Origin of the sequence: Saccharibacillus sacchari DSM 19268, from assembly GCF_000585395.1 — a bacterium.
GTDB classification, from domain to species: Bacteria; Bacillota; Bacilli; order Paenibacillales; family Paenibacillaceae; genus Saccharibacillus; species Saccharibacillus sacchari.
In genome coordinates this window covers 4,649,814-4,666,359 of sequence record NZ_KK073875.1, presented here as the reverse complement: position 1 = coordinate 4,666,359, position 16,546 = coordinate 4,649,814, and the positions used below count along the sequence as shown (strand labels likewise).

Here is a 16,546-nt window from a genome sequence, read left to right as displayed (position 1 = left end):
GCGGCCGCTTCATTTTTTCGACTCGATCCATATTCGCTCATTTTGCATACATACTCTTTCTGTTTAAGTGGAAAATCACCCTGTCCGGCCGTTTGTTTTTTCTTTGATTTGCAGCCTCGTAATTTCTTTGACAAACGATCTTTCAAAGCTTAACATTTGTAGGGAAGAGAGGAGAGGGACGTCTTTGAATTGGTTAGGTTCGCTTCAACAGCTCGGCCGGGCCGTGATGATCCCGACGATGGTCCTGCCTGCAGCGGCTATTCTGCTCAGCGCAGGCAGTCTCCCCTGGGGAGCGTGGGGGCTTCCGGCTGTTTCCGAAGCGTTGAACGTAGCAGGATCGGGCGTGCTGCTCTACCTGCCTTATATATTTGCCGTAGGCGTTGCGCTGGGGCTTGCCAATCAGGCGGGATATGCCGGCTTGGCAGCGCTTATGGGCATGGTCATCTACGAGAGGGTTATCGATCATTTCGCAAGCGGACAGATTCAGCCGACGACGCTGATCGGTATTCTGCTCGGCGCGATTGCCGGCGCATTGTACAACCGCTTCAAAGACTTCAAGCTTCCGGAGACGATCCAATTTTTTGGCGGATCACGCTTTGTCCTGCTATTCATGGGGCTATTATCGGCGTTGTTCGCTTTTGCCATGCTGGCGGTCGGACCCGTTCTTCAGGCACTGATCGATTTCCTGAATTCGGAGGTTCGTTCCACCGGCGGATTCGGATTGTTCGTATACGGGATTTTATACCGGGGGTTATCCGCTTTCGGCTTGCATCATTTGCTCAACAATGTCGTATGGTTTCAATTCGGTTCCTACGAGACGGCTTCCGGCATGATCGTGCAGGGCGACTTGCCTCGCTTCTTTGCCGGCGACCCGACTGCGGGATTTTTCATGGCGGGCTTGTTCCCGATCATGATGTTTGCGCTGCCCGCAACGGCGATGGCCGTGATCCACGAGGCACGCGAAGACTTGAAGCCGAAGGTGCGCAAAACGTTTGTGCGTGCCGCGCTCGTCTGCTTATTGACGGGCGTATCCGAACAGATCGAATTTGCGTTTTTATTCGCGTCGCCGTTCCTTTTCGCGCTGCATGCCGTATTGGCCGGATTTGCGATGTGGCTGACGTATGCGCTCGATATCCATCACGGTTTTTCGTATTCGGCCGGATTGATCGACTTCGTATTAAACTTCCACTTGTCGACGAACGGCTGGCTGCTGATTCCGATCGGGATCGTATACGGGCTGGGCTATTATATTTTGTTCCGTTGGGCGATTCGCAAGTTCCAAATTCCGACGCCCGGACGGGAGGAAGGTTCGACGCTCGAAGACTGGGCCGGCAATATTCCGTATCGGGCTCCTCTGATCTTGCAAGCGCTGGGCGGACGCGAAAATATCGTTCAAGTACAAGCGTGCATCACGCGACTTCGTTTGACCGTCAAAAGCGATCGCAAAGTCGACGGGCATGCGCTCAAATCATTGGGTTCGGCAGGCTTGATCCGCTTGGGCGGCGGAAACGTGCAGGTCGTGTTCGGTACTTACTCCGAGTTGATCCGGGAAGAAATAAACAAGCTGATCGACCGCGAGTTGGATCATGTGCTGTTCGCGTCGCCGATGCAGGGTCGAATGATGCCGCTTGACGAAGTGCCGGATCAGATTTTCGCGAAAAAACTGGTTGGCGACGGGGTCGCGTTCATTCCGGAAAAAGACGAGTTGGTGTCACCGGTGGCCGGTACCGTGCTGCATATCTATCCGACGCAGCATGCGCTGGGCATTCGTACAAACGAGGAGGTCGATGTGCTGCTGCATATCGGAATCGACACCTCGCATATCGAAGGCGCATTCGAAGCATTCGTCGAAGTGGGAGACATCGTCGAACCGGGACAGCTTTTGATCCGATTCGATTTGCCGCTGCTGCGGGAAAAAGCAAAATCGCTGGCAACGCCGATGTTGATTACGAATCCGGACCGCGTGCGGTCTTGGAGCTTCGCGCCGTTCAAAGCGGTTAAAAAAGGACAAGGGTCGGTCATGTCGGTCGTGCTCTATGACAAGGAGACGGGTTCCAAATGAATGGTCTTCAGTCCAGGTACGACCAAACACAGAGAAACGGGAGGGGGAGGACGATGATAATCGGTATCGGAGCCGCACCCGGCGTAGCGATAGGGAGAGCGTTCGTTCTGCCGACATGGGAGTGGGATATACCGGATCAGAAGATGGACGTTGTCGATCTGACGCGCGAATTCGAACGTCTGACCGAAGGCATTCGCACATCCCGTTGCGAGATCGAAGACATGAAAAAAGAAGTCAAAGAAATGGTGGGACCGGAAGAATCGAGCATTTTCGATGCCCATCTTGCCATTTTGGAAGATCCGGTATTCATGAGTGAAATTAGGGGGATTATCGAACGGCAGTACAAAGCGGCGGAAGTGGCGGTCAAAGAAGCGATCGACCACTTCGTCACCATGTTCGACCTGCTAGATGACGAATATATGAAAGAACGGGCCGCGGATATTAAAGATGTAGGCAATCGACTGCTTAAGCATTTGTTGGGAGCGCCGGAGATCAAGCTTCCTTCCGATACGCAGCCTTATATCCTGGTCGCCAAAGAACTTTCACCATCGCAGCTTGTGCATCTTAATCCGAATCATGTGTTGGGAATCGTGACGTTAATCGGCGGCAAAACGTCGCATTCGGCAATTATGGCGCGCGCAATCGGAATTCCTCTCGTTGCAGGACTCGAAGGCAAGCGCGAAGAGCCTTTCCAAACAGGTGAGCTGCTGGCAATCGACGGAGACGAGGGCCATCTGTTCGTGGATCCGGATCAAGAAACCCAGCGCGTGTACGAGGAAAAGCGTCTGAAGCTTCAACGGAAAAAGGAACAGCTTCAGTTGTTGGCGGAAGTCGATGCGGTAACGCGCGACGGCGAACAATTGACGCTGGCGGCCAACATCAGTTCGTTTAAAGAATTAGAAACGTCGATGAAACACGGTGCCAAAGGCGTCGGCTTATTCCGTACCGAATTCCTCTATATGGACCGTTCCGAATTCCCGACAGAAGAAGAACAATTCGATATCTATCGCCGCATTGCGGAGCGCGCATCCGGCCATCCGGTCGTGATTCGCACACTGGATATCGGCGGCGACAAACAGTTGGATTACTTTGCTTTGCCGGAAGAAGATAACCCGTTTTTGGGTTACCGTGCGATCCGCATCTGCTTGGACCGCCCGGACATTTTCCTGACCCAACTCCGGGCGATCTTAAGAGCCAGCGCGTTCGGCGACGTACGTGTGCTGTTCCCGATGATTTCTTCGGTCGACGAAGTTCGGCAAGCCAAAGAATTATTGCGCAAAGCGATGATCCAGCTCGACGAGCGAGGCGAGAGTTATGATCGCGACCTTTCGATCGGCATCATGATCGAAGTTCCCGCCGCCGCCGCAATCGCCGATCTTCTGGCCGAAGAAGTCGATTTCTTCAGCATTGGAACCAACGACCTGGTCCAATACGTCCTTGCGGTCGACCGAATGAACGAACAAATCGCCCATATGTATCACCCGTTCCATCCCGCGGTTCTGCGCATGCTGCGAATGACTGCCAACGCTGCCCGCGACCGTGGCATCGAAGTCAGCGTCTGCGGCGAAATGGCCGGCGACGAACGCGCAATCCCGATCTGGTTGGAGCTGGGCATTCAAAAGCTCAGCATGTCTCCCCAATCCCTTTTGCGCGTCAAACACCGCGTGCTGAACACCACGGCTTCATCGGCCCGCGAAACCGGTCGCCAAAGCTTCCGTCTCGCCCGCTCCGGCGAAATCGAACGCCTACTGTCCGATTTCGTAACTCCGGTGAGTCCTTAAGGGCGAGCAACAAACCAAAAGCGAAATTTGATTCCGCTTAAAATTTCATGGACAAGCGAACTTGTTTTCAGTAGCGTAGAAACAGAAAGAAGTACGCTTGGAACGGATGAATACTCATTAAGTGCGTAAATACATTTATTCGATCCGGACCTTTTGCGAAAAAAGAAATAAGTGCCGATATACAGTTATTTCAACAGAAAAATTGAAAATAGACGCAAAACAGAGCGATTAAATGTATCTTGGCATTTATTTGCCCGAAATCCCGAAATTAGAAAAACATAAATGGATATCCGCAGTTATTTATACGAATCTTTAAACAATCGTATTTTTCCAAGCAAGTAATCCTTATCTTCAAAAAAGGGACGGCAAACATTCCGGTTCGCGTCCCTTTTTTCTATGTTTATCTTTCCCTCTCCAATACCTTAACAAAAAAAGCGCCCTTTGAAAGGGCGCCGGCATATCGCAGGTTCTTATTCGTACGAGAAGCTCTAGCGGAGGGAGAAATTCAGTGAAAACGCCTTTGAACTCGGAAAATTCCTTATCCCAATCCAATCCATTTTCCGAGTGAAACAGCGGTCTGAACGAATTTTTCCCGCAGCGTCCCAGCTTCTCCCCACGAATAGGAAGTCCGGCGATATCCCAAGCACCTTTTTCAAAAAAACGCTTTTTCTTGTTATCTTTCCGCCAATGCGTCACAAAAAGCGACGCCGTAAGGAGGCAGATCCGGCGGTCTCCGAGCCGAAATAATATGCCCGTCCACAACAACCGCTTCATCTTTCCAGATCGCGCCGGCATTTTCCATATCGTCGCGTATGCCCGGCGTGGACGTCACCGTCACGCCTTCGAGAATACGGGCGGATACAAGCACCCAGCCCGCGTGACAAATTTGTCCGATCGGCTTTTTGGCCTCGTGCATTTCGCGAACCAATTCAAGGACTTTCGGATAGCGGCGAAGCTTGTCCGGTGCCCATCCGCCGGGAACCAGAATCCCGTCGTAGTCCGAACTGTTCAGTTCATCGAAGGCGTAATCCGTTTTTGCCGGAACGCCATATTTGCCGATATACGTTTTGCCTTTTTCCGCTCCGGCCAGATGAACCTCGGCTCCTTCTTCGCGTACCCGGTAAATCGGATACCACAATTCCAAATCCTCGAACTCTTCATCCACCAAAGCAATGACTTTTTTTCCGTCAAGACGCATATACACCGATCCTTTCTCTGAGCTGCAAGTGATGTAAAAAGATCAATCGTACCTCTACCATTGTAGCAGTCCGTTAGGATGTCCGCAAAACGAGGGAAAAAGATAAAGAATATTTCTTGAAAGCGCTTAATTTATTTGGAAAACAAGCAGGAATTTGCGTAAGCTATAGCGAATCCATTTCAATAGATCTTCTCAACTATGTTTCTTTCGTATTTTTCTTGGCCCTTAGCGTGCTGGGAAGAGGTGCAAACTATCAATGTTGGAGGGGTTGTTGGATGCTGGAACATTGCAATTGCGGACAAAGATACGATCTGGATTTTCGGCTCGTCGATTACAAAAAGCATGTCAGCATCGACAACGTGCCGGTTCTGATTTGCCCGAAATGCGAACATGAAGAGGTCCTTCCGTGGCTTAGAAGAGATATGGCTGCACTGCTGCGGAACCTGCCACTCGATGCAGAGCCTTATGGTTTGGATTTCACGGATTTTAACGAGCTGGCTCATATCGTGTACACGATCTTTACGTGCAGCGCAGTCGATACCAAGGATGCCCTCAAAGCGGAAATTATGGCCAGCTGCGCGTCGCGGATCAATGCACTGCTTGATTTGTACCGCTGTGCGGGGGATGTAGGGGACTCTTCATGGATGAAAGAAATCGAGGCGCGTCTGGCTCAGCTCACGGAAAAAGTGTGCGTCAATGGACAGGAAGTTCGTTTCTCCCCGGCATAAAAGCGTCAGTGAATATCACGTATTTTTGACTTCGTTTTGCCTGGTTGTTAAACTAAAATCTATTACCTTTAGCATTGACAGGGTACTAACACTGGAGGCAAGTCTTGCATAATCGACTTGCGTCCATAACTATCGCAAAATGGGAAGGAGACTGGCTCATGAGCACTTTTACACAAATTACGACCAGCGAGGAGCTGGAGGCGGCCATCCGCGAATCTCAGGAAAAACCGGTGTTGCTGTTCAAACACAGCACGCGCTGCCCGATCAGCGCGGGAGCTTATGCGGAAGCGCAGCGCTATCTGGAAGGCTCGCCGAACGAAGATGCTTCCTATGTACTGATTCATGTCGTCGAGGACCGTCCGGTATCGCTGGAAGCGGCGGATCGTCTCGGCGTGGAACATGCTTCTCCGCAAGCAATTTTGCTGAAAGAAGGTCGTGCGGTCTGGAACACTTCACATTCGCGGATCACTTCTGCGTCATTGCAAGAGGCACTGTCTTAGGACAGTCGCCTTTTTTGGAAAAAGTGAAGCGTTAACATTGCGCACTAAGCAAATTTATCGTATCATGGTACTAATGAAAGCTTGAAAGTAATTCATTGAAACCTGATTGAAAAATTTACTGGCAATGGAGAGAAAAGATGTGACGGTAACTATTTATGATGTGGCGCGTGAAGCTGGAGTCTCGATGGCCACCGTTTCGCGGGTCGTAAACAACAACCCTAACGTAAAGCCGCAAACCCGCAAAAAGGTATACGAGGCTATCGAACGTCTCGGCTACCGTCCGAATGCGGTTGCACGCGGCCTGGCAAGCAAGAAGACGACAACGGTCGGTGTGGTCATTCCTGATATTTCGAACTCGATTTTCGCTGAAATTGCACGCGGCATCGAAGATATCGCCAACATGTACCATTACAATATTATTTTATGTAATGCCGACAAAAAGAAAGACAAGGAAATTCGCGTTATCAATACGCTGCTTGAAAAGCAAGTGGACGGTCTGCTGTTCATGGGCGGAACGATCACCGAAGATCATGTTCAAGCGTTCCAGACGGCATCCGTGCCGATCGTTCTTTGCGCGACCAAAGATGAAAACGGTACGATTCCGTCGGTTGACATCGATCACGAAGCGGCTGCATTTGATGCAGTGAGCACGCTCGTGCGTCACGGACACCGCGAAATCGCCATGATCAGCGGTACGCTGCAAGATCCCGCAAACGGTTACTCCCGCTTCCAAGGATACAAACGCGCGCTGGAAACAGCAGGCATCGAGTATCAGGAAGATCTGGTTCGGATCGGCAATTATCGTTACGAGTCCGGCGTGGAAGCGATGAAGTATTTCCTCGGCCTGAAGCATAAGCCGACCGCGATCTTCGCGGCGACGGATGAAATGGCAATCGGCGCGATTCACAGCATTCAGGACGAAGGCTACAAAGTCCCGGATGACTTCTCGATCATCAGCGTCGACAATATTCATATGGCTTCGATGGTGCGTCCTCAGCTGACGACGGTCGCTCAACCGATGTATGACATCGGTGCGGTAGCGATGCGTTTGTTAACCAAGCTGATGAAGAAGGAGAACGTGGAAAACTCGCAGGTGATCCTGCCGCATGAAACGATTCTCCGTCTGTCCGTCGCTCGTGTAAACGACTAGGCGACTTTTGAATGAGTAGAATAAATAATCCGATCGCGCTTATGGGCGCAACGGATGAAGAAGTCAAGCAGCAGCTTGACGAAACGGACAATGCCCGCAACCGTATGGTTGCGGGCATTACCTATTCCATCGCAATCGTAAAGGATTCGATTGTTGCTCAGACACAAAAAGGCTGTCCCGTCACCGAAATTCGGTACCGGGACAGCCTTTTTCATCAAACAAGTTTCCGTGCGAGCCGGGCCAGAAGATTGCTGATCGATTGCCGAATTCTACTTCTTACTGGCTGGCCGCCGAGTGCAGCGTCTGCGACTGCGGCGATTCGCCGGCTTCGTTGGAAGCCGATATTTTGAAGAAAGCTTCAAACGGGGCTTGAGCGGTATACGTGAACGAAGCCGAAGCAGAGTTTCCGATTGCCGTGAACGGACCATCCGCTGCCGCACTGTAGTAGATCGTGTACGAAGTGGCGCCTTCCGATGCTTTCCAGCTTAATTGAACGCCGGAAGCCGAAGCGCTGCCTTGAAGCTGTTCCGGAGCGACCGGAGCCGTGACAGCCGCAGGAGGCGCTTCTTCTTCGACCGGAGTCTCTTCGGGCTGTTCGGTCGGGTCGCTGCTTCCGCCGCCAAGCTCGCCGATCGGTTGTCCTTCTTCAACCGGCGTTTCGGTTTCCGGCGATTCTTCGGTAGTGTCGTTCGGAACTACGGTGCCTTCAACCACCGGTTGCTCCGTTGGAACCTCCGTACTTTCATTCGCGGAAGGAGGCGGGCTGTATGCTGCTCCTACCTTTCGGCTCGGTGCCGATTCATTGCCGGCTACATCGACTGCAACCACGTAGTGGATTGCCGAACTTGGAGAGATTTGGAATTGCAAGAACTCTCCTGTTCGAACGGCTCCGGCATATTGGAAGGAACCGCCGCCGTCCCATGAACTGTACAAGCGGTAGCCGACGACGTCGTTTTCCCAATTGGCCGTGAACGCGATCGCCGTACCGGAATTGTTCATCCAGACATTGACCGGGGCGGAAGGGGCTGAACCGTCATCGCTGCGCGGATCGACTTCCTTCGGCATATCCACGCCCGCATCGGCCGGAATATAGTAGTCCAGCGGTTGAGCGTTACGCATTTTGGATAACGCGTTTTTAAGTTCGATAATGAGTTGGTTGATCGGTTTTTCGCGATTGACGGTTACTTTTTTCAGAACCATATCGTCCGGCGTTTCCGGATGAGGCACGTAGTTAACGCCGTTATACACAATATACTTGGCGTTAACGAGCCCGTCGTCGTAATCGGTCGGCACGTATTTTTCGTTGAAAATATCCGTGACCAGCTTGCCTGATTGAACGGTCAATTCCGTCGGCAGCTTGCCGCTGAAACCGGACACCGTTTTGCTGACGATACCTTCGGGTTCCGCGAATGTCGTCGTAGGGAAGAGTTCCGGACGTGAAGACGTCAATTCGTTCATGATCGTCGCCCATAGGACCCGTGCGCGCCCTTTATCGTCATTCATCGTATTGACGGGCTCGTTATAACCGGACCATACGCCCAGCGTAACGTCGGGAGTGAAGCCCATAAACCAAACGTCGCCGTAATCTTGCGTCGATCCGGTCTTGCCTGCGACCGCGATGTTGCCGTATTGATTGAACATTTGCGGAATGCTGCTGCCGCGGGCGTTGCCTGTTCCGTCACTGATTACGCTCTCCAGCATATCTGTCATCAGGTAAGCCGTCTGCTCGGAGAATACTCGGCTCGGGTTGACTTGGTGTTTGTAGACAATATTGCCTTTCGAGTCTACGATCTTTTCGATCATGTAGGTCTCGTTGAACTCGCCGCCGTTGCCGATCGCCGCGTAAGCGCCGGTCAGCTCCTTGACGGTGACGCCTTGGCTCATACCGCCGAGCACGCCCGTTTGGGCTTTATAGTCGGTATCGGTAATCGTCGTGATGCCGAGCTTTTTGGCGAATGCCCAAGCGTTGTCGATGCCCACTTTTTCGTTGAACAATTTGAGCGCGGGAATATTCAGGGACTGATTAAGCGCATAACGCGCCGTCACGAGTCCTTGATAACGTCCGTTGGCGTTTTTCGGGATATGGTAAGTCGATCCCGTCTGCAAAATGATCGGCGCGTCGTCGACCACTCCCGCCGGCTGAATCAATCCGGTGTCCAGCGCCGGCAGGTAAGCGGCGATCGGTTTCATCGTCGATCCCGGTTGGCGCTTCATTTGGGTGGACAGGTTCATCTCCAGCGTGCTGAAGCTGCGGCCTTCGATCATGCCGATGACCGCGCCTGTTTTTTGATCGACAAGGCTTGCGGCAAGCTGCTGCGGAAGACCTTGCGGATCGGCCGCGCCGAAGTTGGACGGGTTTTCCGCCACGCCGCGCATCGTTTTGTAAATATCCCGGTCGATCGTCGTGTACACGCGATAACCGCCGGTCAACAGCATTTGATTGGCTGCTTCGTAAGAAGAGGTTCCTTCTGAAGAAGCATCGTCGCCGCTAGGATTTTGCAGCGTCATGATAATCTTTGTCGCTTCGCGTTCGACTTCCGCCATCAAGTACGGATAAGTCGCATACGCTTTCGGCGTTTGGCCTGCCAAAGAGCTTTGCAGATCGAATTCCAATGCTTCATCATGCTCGCTCTGCGTGATCTTGCCGTCCTCCAGCATATTTTCCAATACGCGATGTTGGCGGCTGACCGCGTTTTTGAAGCCTTTTTCGTTAAAATTGCCTTGGCTGTCAAAAGCGGAATACGTAGTCGGAAGCTGCGGAAGTCCCGATAAATAAGCGGATTGGGCCAGATTGAGCTGCGAAGGGTCGCTAAGGCCGAAAATGCCTTTGGCCGCCGCCTTCACGCCGAACAGATTATACCCTGCCGAGCCTTTGCCGAACGGCATCTTGTTCAGATAAGCCGTCATGATCTCTTCCTTGGACAAGAAGCGTTCCATGCGAAGGGACAACAGGATTTCTTTGATCTTGCGATCGTTCGTCTTATCCAAACTTAAAAACACCCGCCGCGCAAGCTGTTGAGTCAGCGTACTGCCGCCGGTCTGTACCGGTTCGTTGAGCAGCTTCTGCTTGACGGCGCGAAGCGTACCCTTTGTATCAATGCCGGGATGCTCGTAAAAGCTTTTGTCTTCGATCGAAACCAGCGCATCGATAACACTTTCCGGAATCTGGTCGTAAACGACCGGCCTGCGATCTTCGTCAGTACGAAGTTGACCGATCGGGGAGCTGTCCCGAAAATAAGCGAAGCCCGTAATCGCGTTCTCGTCGATGGCCTGTTCAATGGATGCTCTGGTGCGCACCGGCTCATCTTTGAGTATGGAGGTTACATACCCCGTTGCCGCGCCTCCTCCGAAAAGAACCGCTGCAAAACCCAGAATGACGACCCATTTAAAGAAGGTCAGCGTTTTGCGGAAAAAAGATCTTTTCTTGACGGGAGGTTTCGTTTTGGGCTTTTTGTTCTCATCAGCCATTGGCGTATCTTCCTCCTTTTGGACAGGGCTTATTATAGCACAAAAACAAGAAAAACAGCATATGAAATGGGGAGGAGGGCCTAAGAAGGAGGGATTTGCGCAGACCGGGAAAAAAACGCCGGAAAAAGGGGCTAAGCAACTTTACGTTTAACTTGGTCAAGCTGCCGGATATAAAAAATACCCGCAAGCGCGAAGCTTGCGAGTATAAAGCGGACTTGCGATTAACGGTTGTAGAACTCGACGATTTGCTTCTCATCGATTTCTTGCGACAGTTCCGCACGCTCAGGCAAACGAAGGTATTTACCTTCCAGAGCCGCTTCGTTGTACTCGACATAACCAGGTACATGGTTGCGGTTTTCCAGAGCTTCTTTGATCGAAGACAGGCCGCGGCTTTTTTCACGAAGACCGATTACGTCGCCAAGGCTGACAGCGTAAGAAGCGATGTCGACTTTTTTGCCGTTAACAGTCACGTGACCGTGAGCAACCAACTGACGCGCGCCTGCGCGGGAGTTAGCGAAGCCCAGACGGTAAACGAGGTTGTCCAAACGGCTTTCCAGCAGGAACATGAAGTTCTCGCCGGCGATACCTTGCATTTTTTGTGCTTTTGCGAACAATGTGCGGAATTGCTTCTCGCCCAGACCGTACATGTGGCGCAGCTTTTGCTTTTCTTGAAGCTGCATGCCGTAGTTGCTTTGTTTTCTGCGTTGGTTAGCGCCGTGTTGACCCGGAGGGAAGTTGCGCTTAAGATCTTTGCCGTTACCGCTCAGGGAAATACCGAGGCGGCGGCTGAGTTTGAATTTAGGACCTGTATAACGTGCCATATTGGAAAAACTCCTTTGTCATGTGTAATGACCGGGGAAGCGTGTGCGCCGTATTTTGTTTCGCGTACGCAGGCCGGAGACGCTTCTCTACATATAGAAGAAACGAATCAGCGTACTCATATCGGGAGAGTTCAGCCGCTGTCCCGATAGCAACAAAACGCGTGAGGGTGACGCACCGTTACACCCGGATACGTAGGTATCCGGCGTTCATACATCGTTAAATTTTATAGGATAACGAGGAAGGAGTCAAGGCTAAAAAGAAAAGAAAAAATAAATAGGCGAAGTAATAACCGTCTTGAGCCGAAAGACCCAATAAAGAGTAGAAATAGTGAAAAATAAGATGCAAAACTGGGGCGAAAAGAGTAATATAGGAAGGAGGTATTTTTACTAATATTCCAGCCCGGCTTTTGCAGCTTCTTTTTTTGCAAAAAACCGGGCTTTGCGCTAGGTATTGTTTTCGGCAAAGGAGAGAAGTTATGTCCGAACGCACAGGGAAGAACCCGGTGGAAGAAATTCGGCGCGATGAAATCGGCGAAGCGTTGTTTCCTGTCATTTCGCGCGAAGATCCGTCTTTCTGGATTCAGTCGGTAGACATCGGTACGGCCGATTTTCCTTATATAGAAGCTTTGCTTCGAGAGAGCTTCGCGGATTGGCAGGAGCAGAATGCGGGATTTTCGCAGGATCCGCAGGTGGAATGGTTTTTGTTTAGCCATGAAGGCGAGGCGGCGGCCGGAGATCCGAACTTGATTCTCCAGTTGAAAAAGGAACCCCGGCATGCCGGATGGATGTCCCTTGCGCGCAGGGAATCGGTAACCGTTCCGCCGGAACATCATGAAAGCGAGTATTTGCGAGGCCGCGCAACATTGGCAGTTCCGATCTTCACTCGAAGCGGCGGAGACGTATTTGCCGTGCTAGGTTGCTCGGTTCCGGAAGCTGAAGCAGCCGGAATGCCGCGCTTGGTTGAAATGGGCGGCGCTCATTTTCGTACCTGCTTTTACCAGAGGCTGGAGTATTCGTTCATTCGCGATACGCTGTACACCAAGCAGGCCGGCGCGACGGCGCTGAGCGGCGATTCGGCGTTGTTTCGCATGGTTCGGCGGTTGTATGACAAGTTTAACGTCGACGGCGTATTGGAAGAGCTTCTTCGTATCGTGCTTGTTTTGCATCCATCTGCGCGCTGCCAATTATTGATGACGCAGGATTACCAGAGCACGAACCCTCAGTTGAAGGCCTTTTTATTGGATCAGCGAAAAAGGGACATCTGCACAACCGCATTCATGCGGAGCAGCGTTGAAGTTGAACGCATTCCTGCGCCGGGCCATCCGGAGAGAATCGAAGTCGCTCTTCCGCTTGCCGGACATCAGGGAGTATACGGAGTGTTCCACTTCTTTCTCGACCTGCCGCCGGAGCGCCTGGACACGCATTTGCTCGGCATGGTTGCAGATACGGCAGGCAAAGCTTTCGAAAATGCCAAATTGTACGAACAATCCAATTTGCTGATTCGCGAATTGCTGCTGATCAATGAGCTGACCAAGCGCTTGAATCAGAATTTGCAGCTCAGCGACGTCTTTTCTTTCGCGATCCAGGAATTGGTGGGCATCTTCCGCGCAGAGTACTGCTGCATTGTCAAAGACAATCCGGAAGAGCAGCGTTTTGACGTGGTAGCATGCAACTTATCCGAACTTGAAGGCGCATCGTTCAGCCGCGACTACGGGTTCGGAGGACAGGTGCTAAGTACCCAGGAGCCGCTGATCGTTTCGGATTATCTGGAATCGTCGGTATCCTCGAGGTTCATGGAATTGGGGGAAGCTCGTTCCATGATCGCCGCCCCGTTGATTTCCAATGGCAAAACGATGGGTGCCGTGCTGCTCGCTCAGCGGGAGCATCATTACTTCTCTTACGAAAACTTTAAATTATTGCAAATGTTATCGACCCATATCGGCTTAGCGGTGGGCAATGCGACGTTGCATGCCGAGCTTCAACGCATGGCTAATCGCGATACGCTGACCGGTCTGCATGTACGCCGTCATCTGGACGAGCGGATTCATGCCCATCAACTGGAAGGTTCCAAGGGCGCGCTGCTCGTTATCGATATCGATCGCTTCAAACAGGTCAACGATACGTACGGGCATCAGATCGGGGATTCGATTCTCCAGCAGATCAGCAGCATTATGAAAAGCTCGATCCGAATGACTGACGTTTCGGCGCGTTGGGGCGGGGAAGAGTTGGCCATCTATTTCCCGGAAACGACGTTGGACGAAGCGCTGCTGGTAGCCGAGCGTATTCGCAGTCTCGTGGAGGAAGAAACGGACCCTTCGGTCACCGTTTCCTGCGGGGTCGCGGAATGGTCGCAGGATAATGGGACCATCAGCGTAGAATCATTGTTTTACCGGGCGGATATGGCCTTGTATCAAGCGAAGCATAGCGGCCGGAATCGAATTCATACGGCGTTGGCCGAGTGATTCGGATGACGAATACGAAGCGGTGTATAAGCATTCCAACGAAAAAGACGTTCTGATGCGGCTTGGCAGCCTAACGGAACGTCTTTTTTTGTTTTCTGCGAAGGAAGCCGGAATGAATCATGACTTCAAGCGGGGGAAATGCTACAATGGTAAAGCCGTCGGCGGCGCCTTTTGTTGACCGTCGTTCAATTTAAGAGGGATTCCGATCTGTTAGAGCGGAGCCCATTCGTGGAGGGAATAGATACAATGCGTGATCCTAGAGTACAAAAGTTAGCCAAAACGCTTGCGGGTTATTCCGTTAACGTACAACCGGGCGAGAATATTCTGGTTGAAATGATTGGACCTGAGCGCGATCTGCTTCAAGCTGTCGTGGAAGAAATCGCGGCGCTGGGTGGCAATCCGTTCGTATTGTTGACCGATAAGATGGTGCAGCGTACGATGCTGATGAATGCGACGGAGGACATGATCCGGACTTGGGCGGAAACGGATCTGAACCGAATGAAGCAAATGCAAGGCTATATCGGTATTCGTTCGGGCGAAAATGTGAACGAGCTGGCCGATGTACCGGAAGAAAAGATGAAAATGTACAATTCGCTCTACAATCATCCGGTACATAGCGAGCAGCGCGTCAAGCATACCAAATGGGTCGTCATGCGTTATCCTAGCCCGAGCATGGCGCAGCTCGCGAATATGAGTACGCAAGCCTTTGAAGACTTCTACTTCGACGTCTGCAATCTGGATTATGCCAAAATGGACCGTGCGCAGGATTCCCTGCAAGCACTGATGAACCAAACATCGAAAGTGCGTATCGTAAGCCCGGGCACGGACTTGTCGTTTTCCATCGAAAACATTCCGGCAATCAAGTGCTCCGGCACGGCTAACATTCCGGACGGCGAAGTCTACACGGCGCCGGTTCGCGATTCCGTCAACGGCACGATCGCCTACAACGCGGCCAGCGTTTACAACGGCATTACCTTTGAGAATGTCACGTTCCGTTTTGAAAACGGAAAGATCGTGGAAGCGACGTCCAACGATACAGAGAAGCTGAACAAAATTCTCGATTCGGACGAAGGCGCCCGCCATATCGGCGAATTCGCGATCGGGTTCAATCCATATATCCTGACTCCGATGAAGGATACTTTGTTTGATGAAAAAATCGCGGGCAGCCTGCACTTCACGCCCGGTCAAGCTTACGAGATCGCGGATAACGGCAACCGTTCTTCGATCCACTGGGATCTCGTGCTTATCCAACGTCCGGAGTACGGCGGCGGCGAGATTTATTTCGACGACCGACTGATTCGCAAAGACGGAATCTTCGTTGTTCCTGAACTGGAATGTTTGAATCCAGAAAACTTGAAATAATTTTTAAATCACGCAAAAGGTTTCAGAAACGCGGAAAACGGTTGATAAGAAAGCGGATACAAGTTATCATGGAACATGTGAGCACCAGCTATTATTTTGAAACTAAGACGGAGGGATAACAATGGCTAAAAACAACGCTGCGGTTGTCGAAATCGCGCAAACCGCATCCCGCTTCTCTTCTTCGATCGTTCTTCAATCCGAAAACAAGTACATCGACGTCAAGAGCATCCTCGGATTGTTCACGACGCTGGTAAGCAGCCAACAGTACGAGCTGCATGTAATCGGTCCGGACGCCGAGGCGGCAAAAGCGGCTATGGTTGAAGTGTTTGAAAAACACGACCTCAACGTCGTGATCGCACCCGAATAAGCAGGAACGAGTTCCAAGCCTGTACGTTGACCGTGTACGCTCGGTGAGCGGATCGGGCGAACCTTTGCTTAAAAGCGAACGGTTCGATCCGAACGTAATCCCCTGATTAAGAGTTGATCAGATACGAAGTCGACGTACTGAGCACCGCCCGTTGTTAAACGGGACGGTGCTTTTGCTCGTGCGCGTTTACATTTTGTTAGCTGGTTCTTGTATTACCCTTCAAATTCGTCTAATATTAGATTAGAAACGCCGGCCACACTTTCGGGCATAGGGGGGAGAAAATATGACTTCATCTGACGTGCAAGAGCAGTTTCAAATCAAGGCAGCCAATCTTCTTCAGGAAGATGCAGATAAAATCGAGAAATTGATAGAAGTACAGATGGAGAATCTGGCGACCCGCTACTGTCCTCTCTATGAGGAAGTGCTGGATACGCAAATGTACGGTTTTTCCAGACAGGTTGATTTTGCGATTCGTGCAGGCCTCGTCGGCGAGTCGGAAGGCAAGCAGATCGTGAGCAAGCTGGAGCGCAATTTGGCGGTTCTCTACGAAGCTCTGAACAACAAGGAATAGCGAACAGATCGTTGCTTCTTTCAGACTTCGACATAACAAAAGCGCGTATGGAGAATTGACTCCGTACGCGCTTTTT

General features: G+C 51.5%; 12 protein-coding genes. 9 read left to right on the top strand and 3 right to left on the bottom strand.

Going from position 1 to position 16,546, the window contains the following annotated elements:
* Nucleotides 1-184 precede the first annotated feature (184 nt).
* Both SACSAC_RS20195 and ptsP read left to right on the top strand, forming a co-directional pair.
* Nucleotides 185-2,062, top strand: coding sequence for a glucose PTS transporter subunit IIA (locus tag SACSAC_RS20195; protein ID WP_037289670.1), 1,878 nt, complete (start codon nt 185-187; stop codon nt 2,060-2,062).
* Between the two features lie 53 nt (nt 2,063-2,115).
* Nucleotides 2,116-3,843, top strand: a complete 1,728-nt coding sequence (gene ptsP / locus SACSAC_RS20190) for a phosphoenolpyruvate--protein phosphotransferase (RefSeq protein ID WP_037289669.1) — start codon at nt 2,116-2,118, stop codon at nt 3,841-3,843.
* A 673-nt stretch (nt 3,844-4,516) separates the two neighbouring features.
* On the opposite strand, the gene SACSAC_RS20180 is transcribed toward ptsP, so the two are convergent.
* Nucleotides 4,517-5,041, bottom strand: coding sequence for a type 1 glutamine amidotransferase domain-containing protein (locus SACSAC_RS20180; protein WP_037289665.1), 525 nt, complete (start codon nt 5,039-5,041; stop codon nt 4,517-4,519).
* Between the two features lie 275 nt (nt 5,042-5,316).
* On the opposite strand from SACSAC_RS20180, the gene SACSAC_RS20175 reads away from it, so the two are divergent.
* The 3 genes from SACSAC_RS20175 to ccpA all read left to right on the top strand — a co-directional run bounded on the left by SACSAC_RS20175 (nt 5,317) and on the right by ccpA (nt 7,419).
* Complete coding sequence (locus SACSAC_RS20175; protein ID WP_037289663.1) at nt 5,317-5,769, top strand: hypothetical protein; 453 nt, start codon at nt 5,317-5,319, stop codon at nt 5,767-5,769.
* Nucleotides 5,770-5,927: 158 nt separating this feature from the next.
* Nucleotides 5,928-6,269: a bacillithiol system redox-active protein YtxJ gene (ytxJ, locus tag SACSAC_RS20170; RefSeq protein WP_037289661.1), complete on the top strand. Its 342-nt coding sequence runs from the start codon at nt 5,928-5,930 to the stop codon at nt 6,267-6,269.
* 139 nt (nt 6,270-6,408) lie between these two features.
* Nucleotides 6,409-7,419: a catabolite control protein A gene (gene ccpA, locus SACSAC_RS20165; RefSeq protein ID WP_037289659.1), complete on the top strand. Its 1,011-nt coding sequence runs from the start codon at nt 6,409-6,411 to the stop codon at nt 7,417-7,419.
* Between the two features lie 276 nt (nt 7,420-7,695).
* Here ccpA and SACSAC_RS20155 read toward each other — a convergent pair whose 3' ends face one another.
* Together SACSAC_RS20155 and rpsD are read right to left on the bottom strand one after the other, a co-directional pair.
* A complete protein-coding gene (locus SACSAC_RS20155; protein ID WP_037289655.1) occupies nt 7,696-10,887 on the bottom strand; it encodes a penicillin-binding protein 1A in 3,192 nt (1,063 codons plus the stop codon).
* A 221-nt stretch (nt 10,888-11,108) separates the two neighbouring features.
* Nucleotides 11,109-11,708, bottom strand: coding sequence for a 30S ribosomal protein S4 (gene rpsD / locus SACSAC_RS20150; protein WP_037289653.1), 600 nt, complete (start codon nt 11,706-11,708; stop codon nt 11,109-11,111).
* A gap of 476 nt (nt 11,709-12,184) precedes the next feature.
* On the opposite strand from rpsD, the gene SACSAC_RS20145 reads away from it, so the two are divergent.
* The 4 genes from SACSAC_RS20145 (at nt 12,185) to SACSAC_RS20130 (ending at nt 16,470) form a co-directional block, all read left to right on the top strand.
* Entirely contained in the window at nt 12,185-14,170 is a 1,986-nt protein-coding gene (locus SACSAC_RS20145; RefSeq protein ID WP_037289651.1) for a sensor domain-containing diguanylate cyclase, read from the top strand.
* 246 nt (nt 14,171-14,416) lie between these two features.
* Nucleotides 14,417-15,532, top strand: coding sequence for an aminopeptidase (locus tag SACSAC_RS20140; RefSeq protein WP_037289649.1), 1,116 nt, complete (start codon nt 14,417-14,419; stop codon nt 15,530-15,532).
* A 121-nt stretch (nt 15,533-15,653) separates the two neighbouring features.
* Nucleotides 15,654-15,899, top strand: a complete 246-nt coding sequence (locus SACSAC_RS20135; protein ID WP_037289647.1) for an HPr family phosphocarrier protein — start codon at nt 15,654-15,656, stop codon at nt 15,897-15,899.
* A 283-nt stretch (nt 15,900-16,182) separates the two neighbouring features.
* Nucleotides 16,183-16,470, top strand: a complete 288-nt coding sequence (locus tag SACSAC_RS20130) for an Fpa/YlaN family protein (RefSeq protein WP_037289645.1) — start codon at nt 16,183-16,185, stop codon at nt 16,468-16,470.
* The last annotated feature ends 76 nt before the right edge of the window (nt 16,471-16,546 follow it).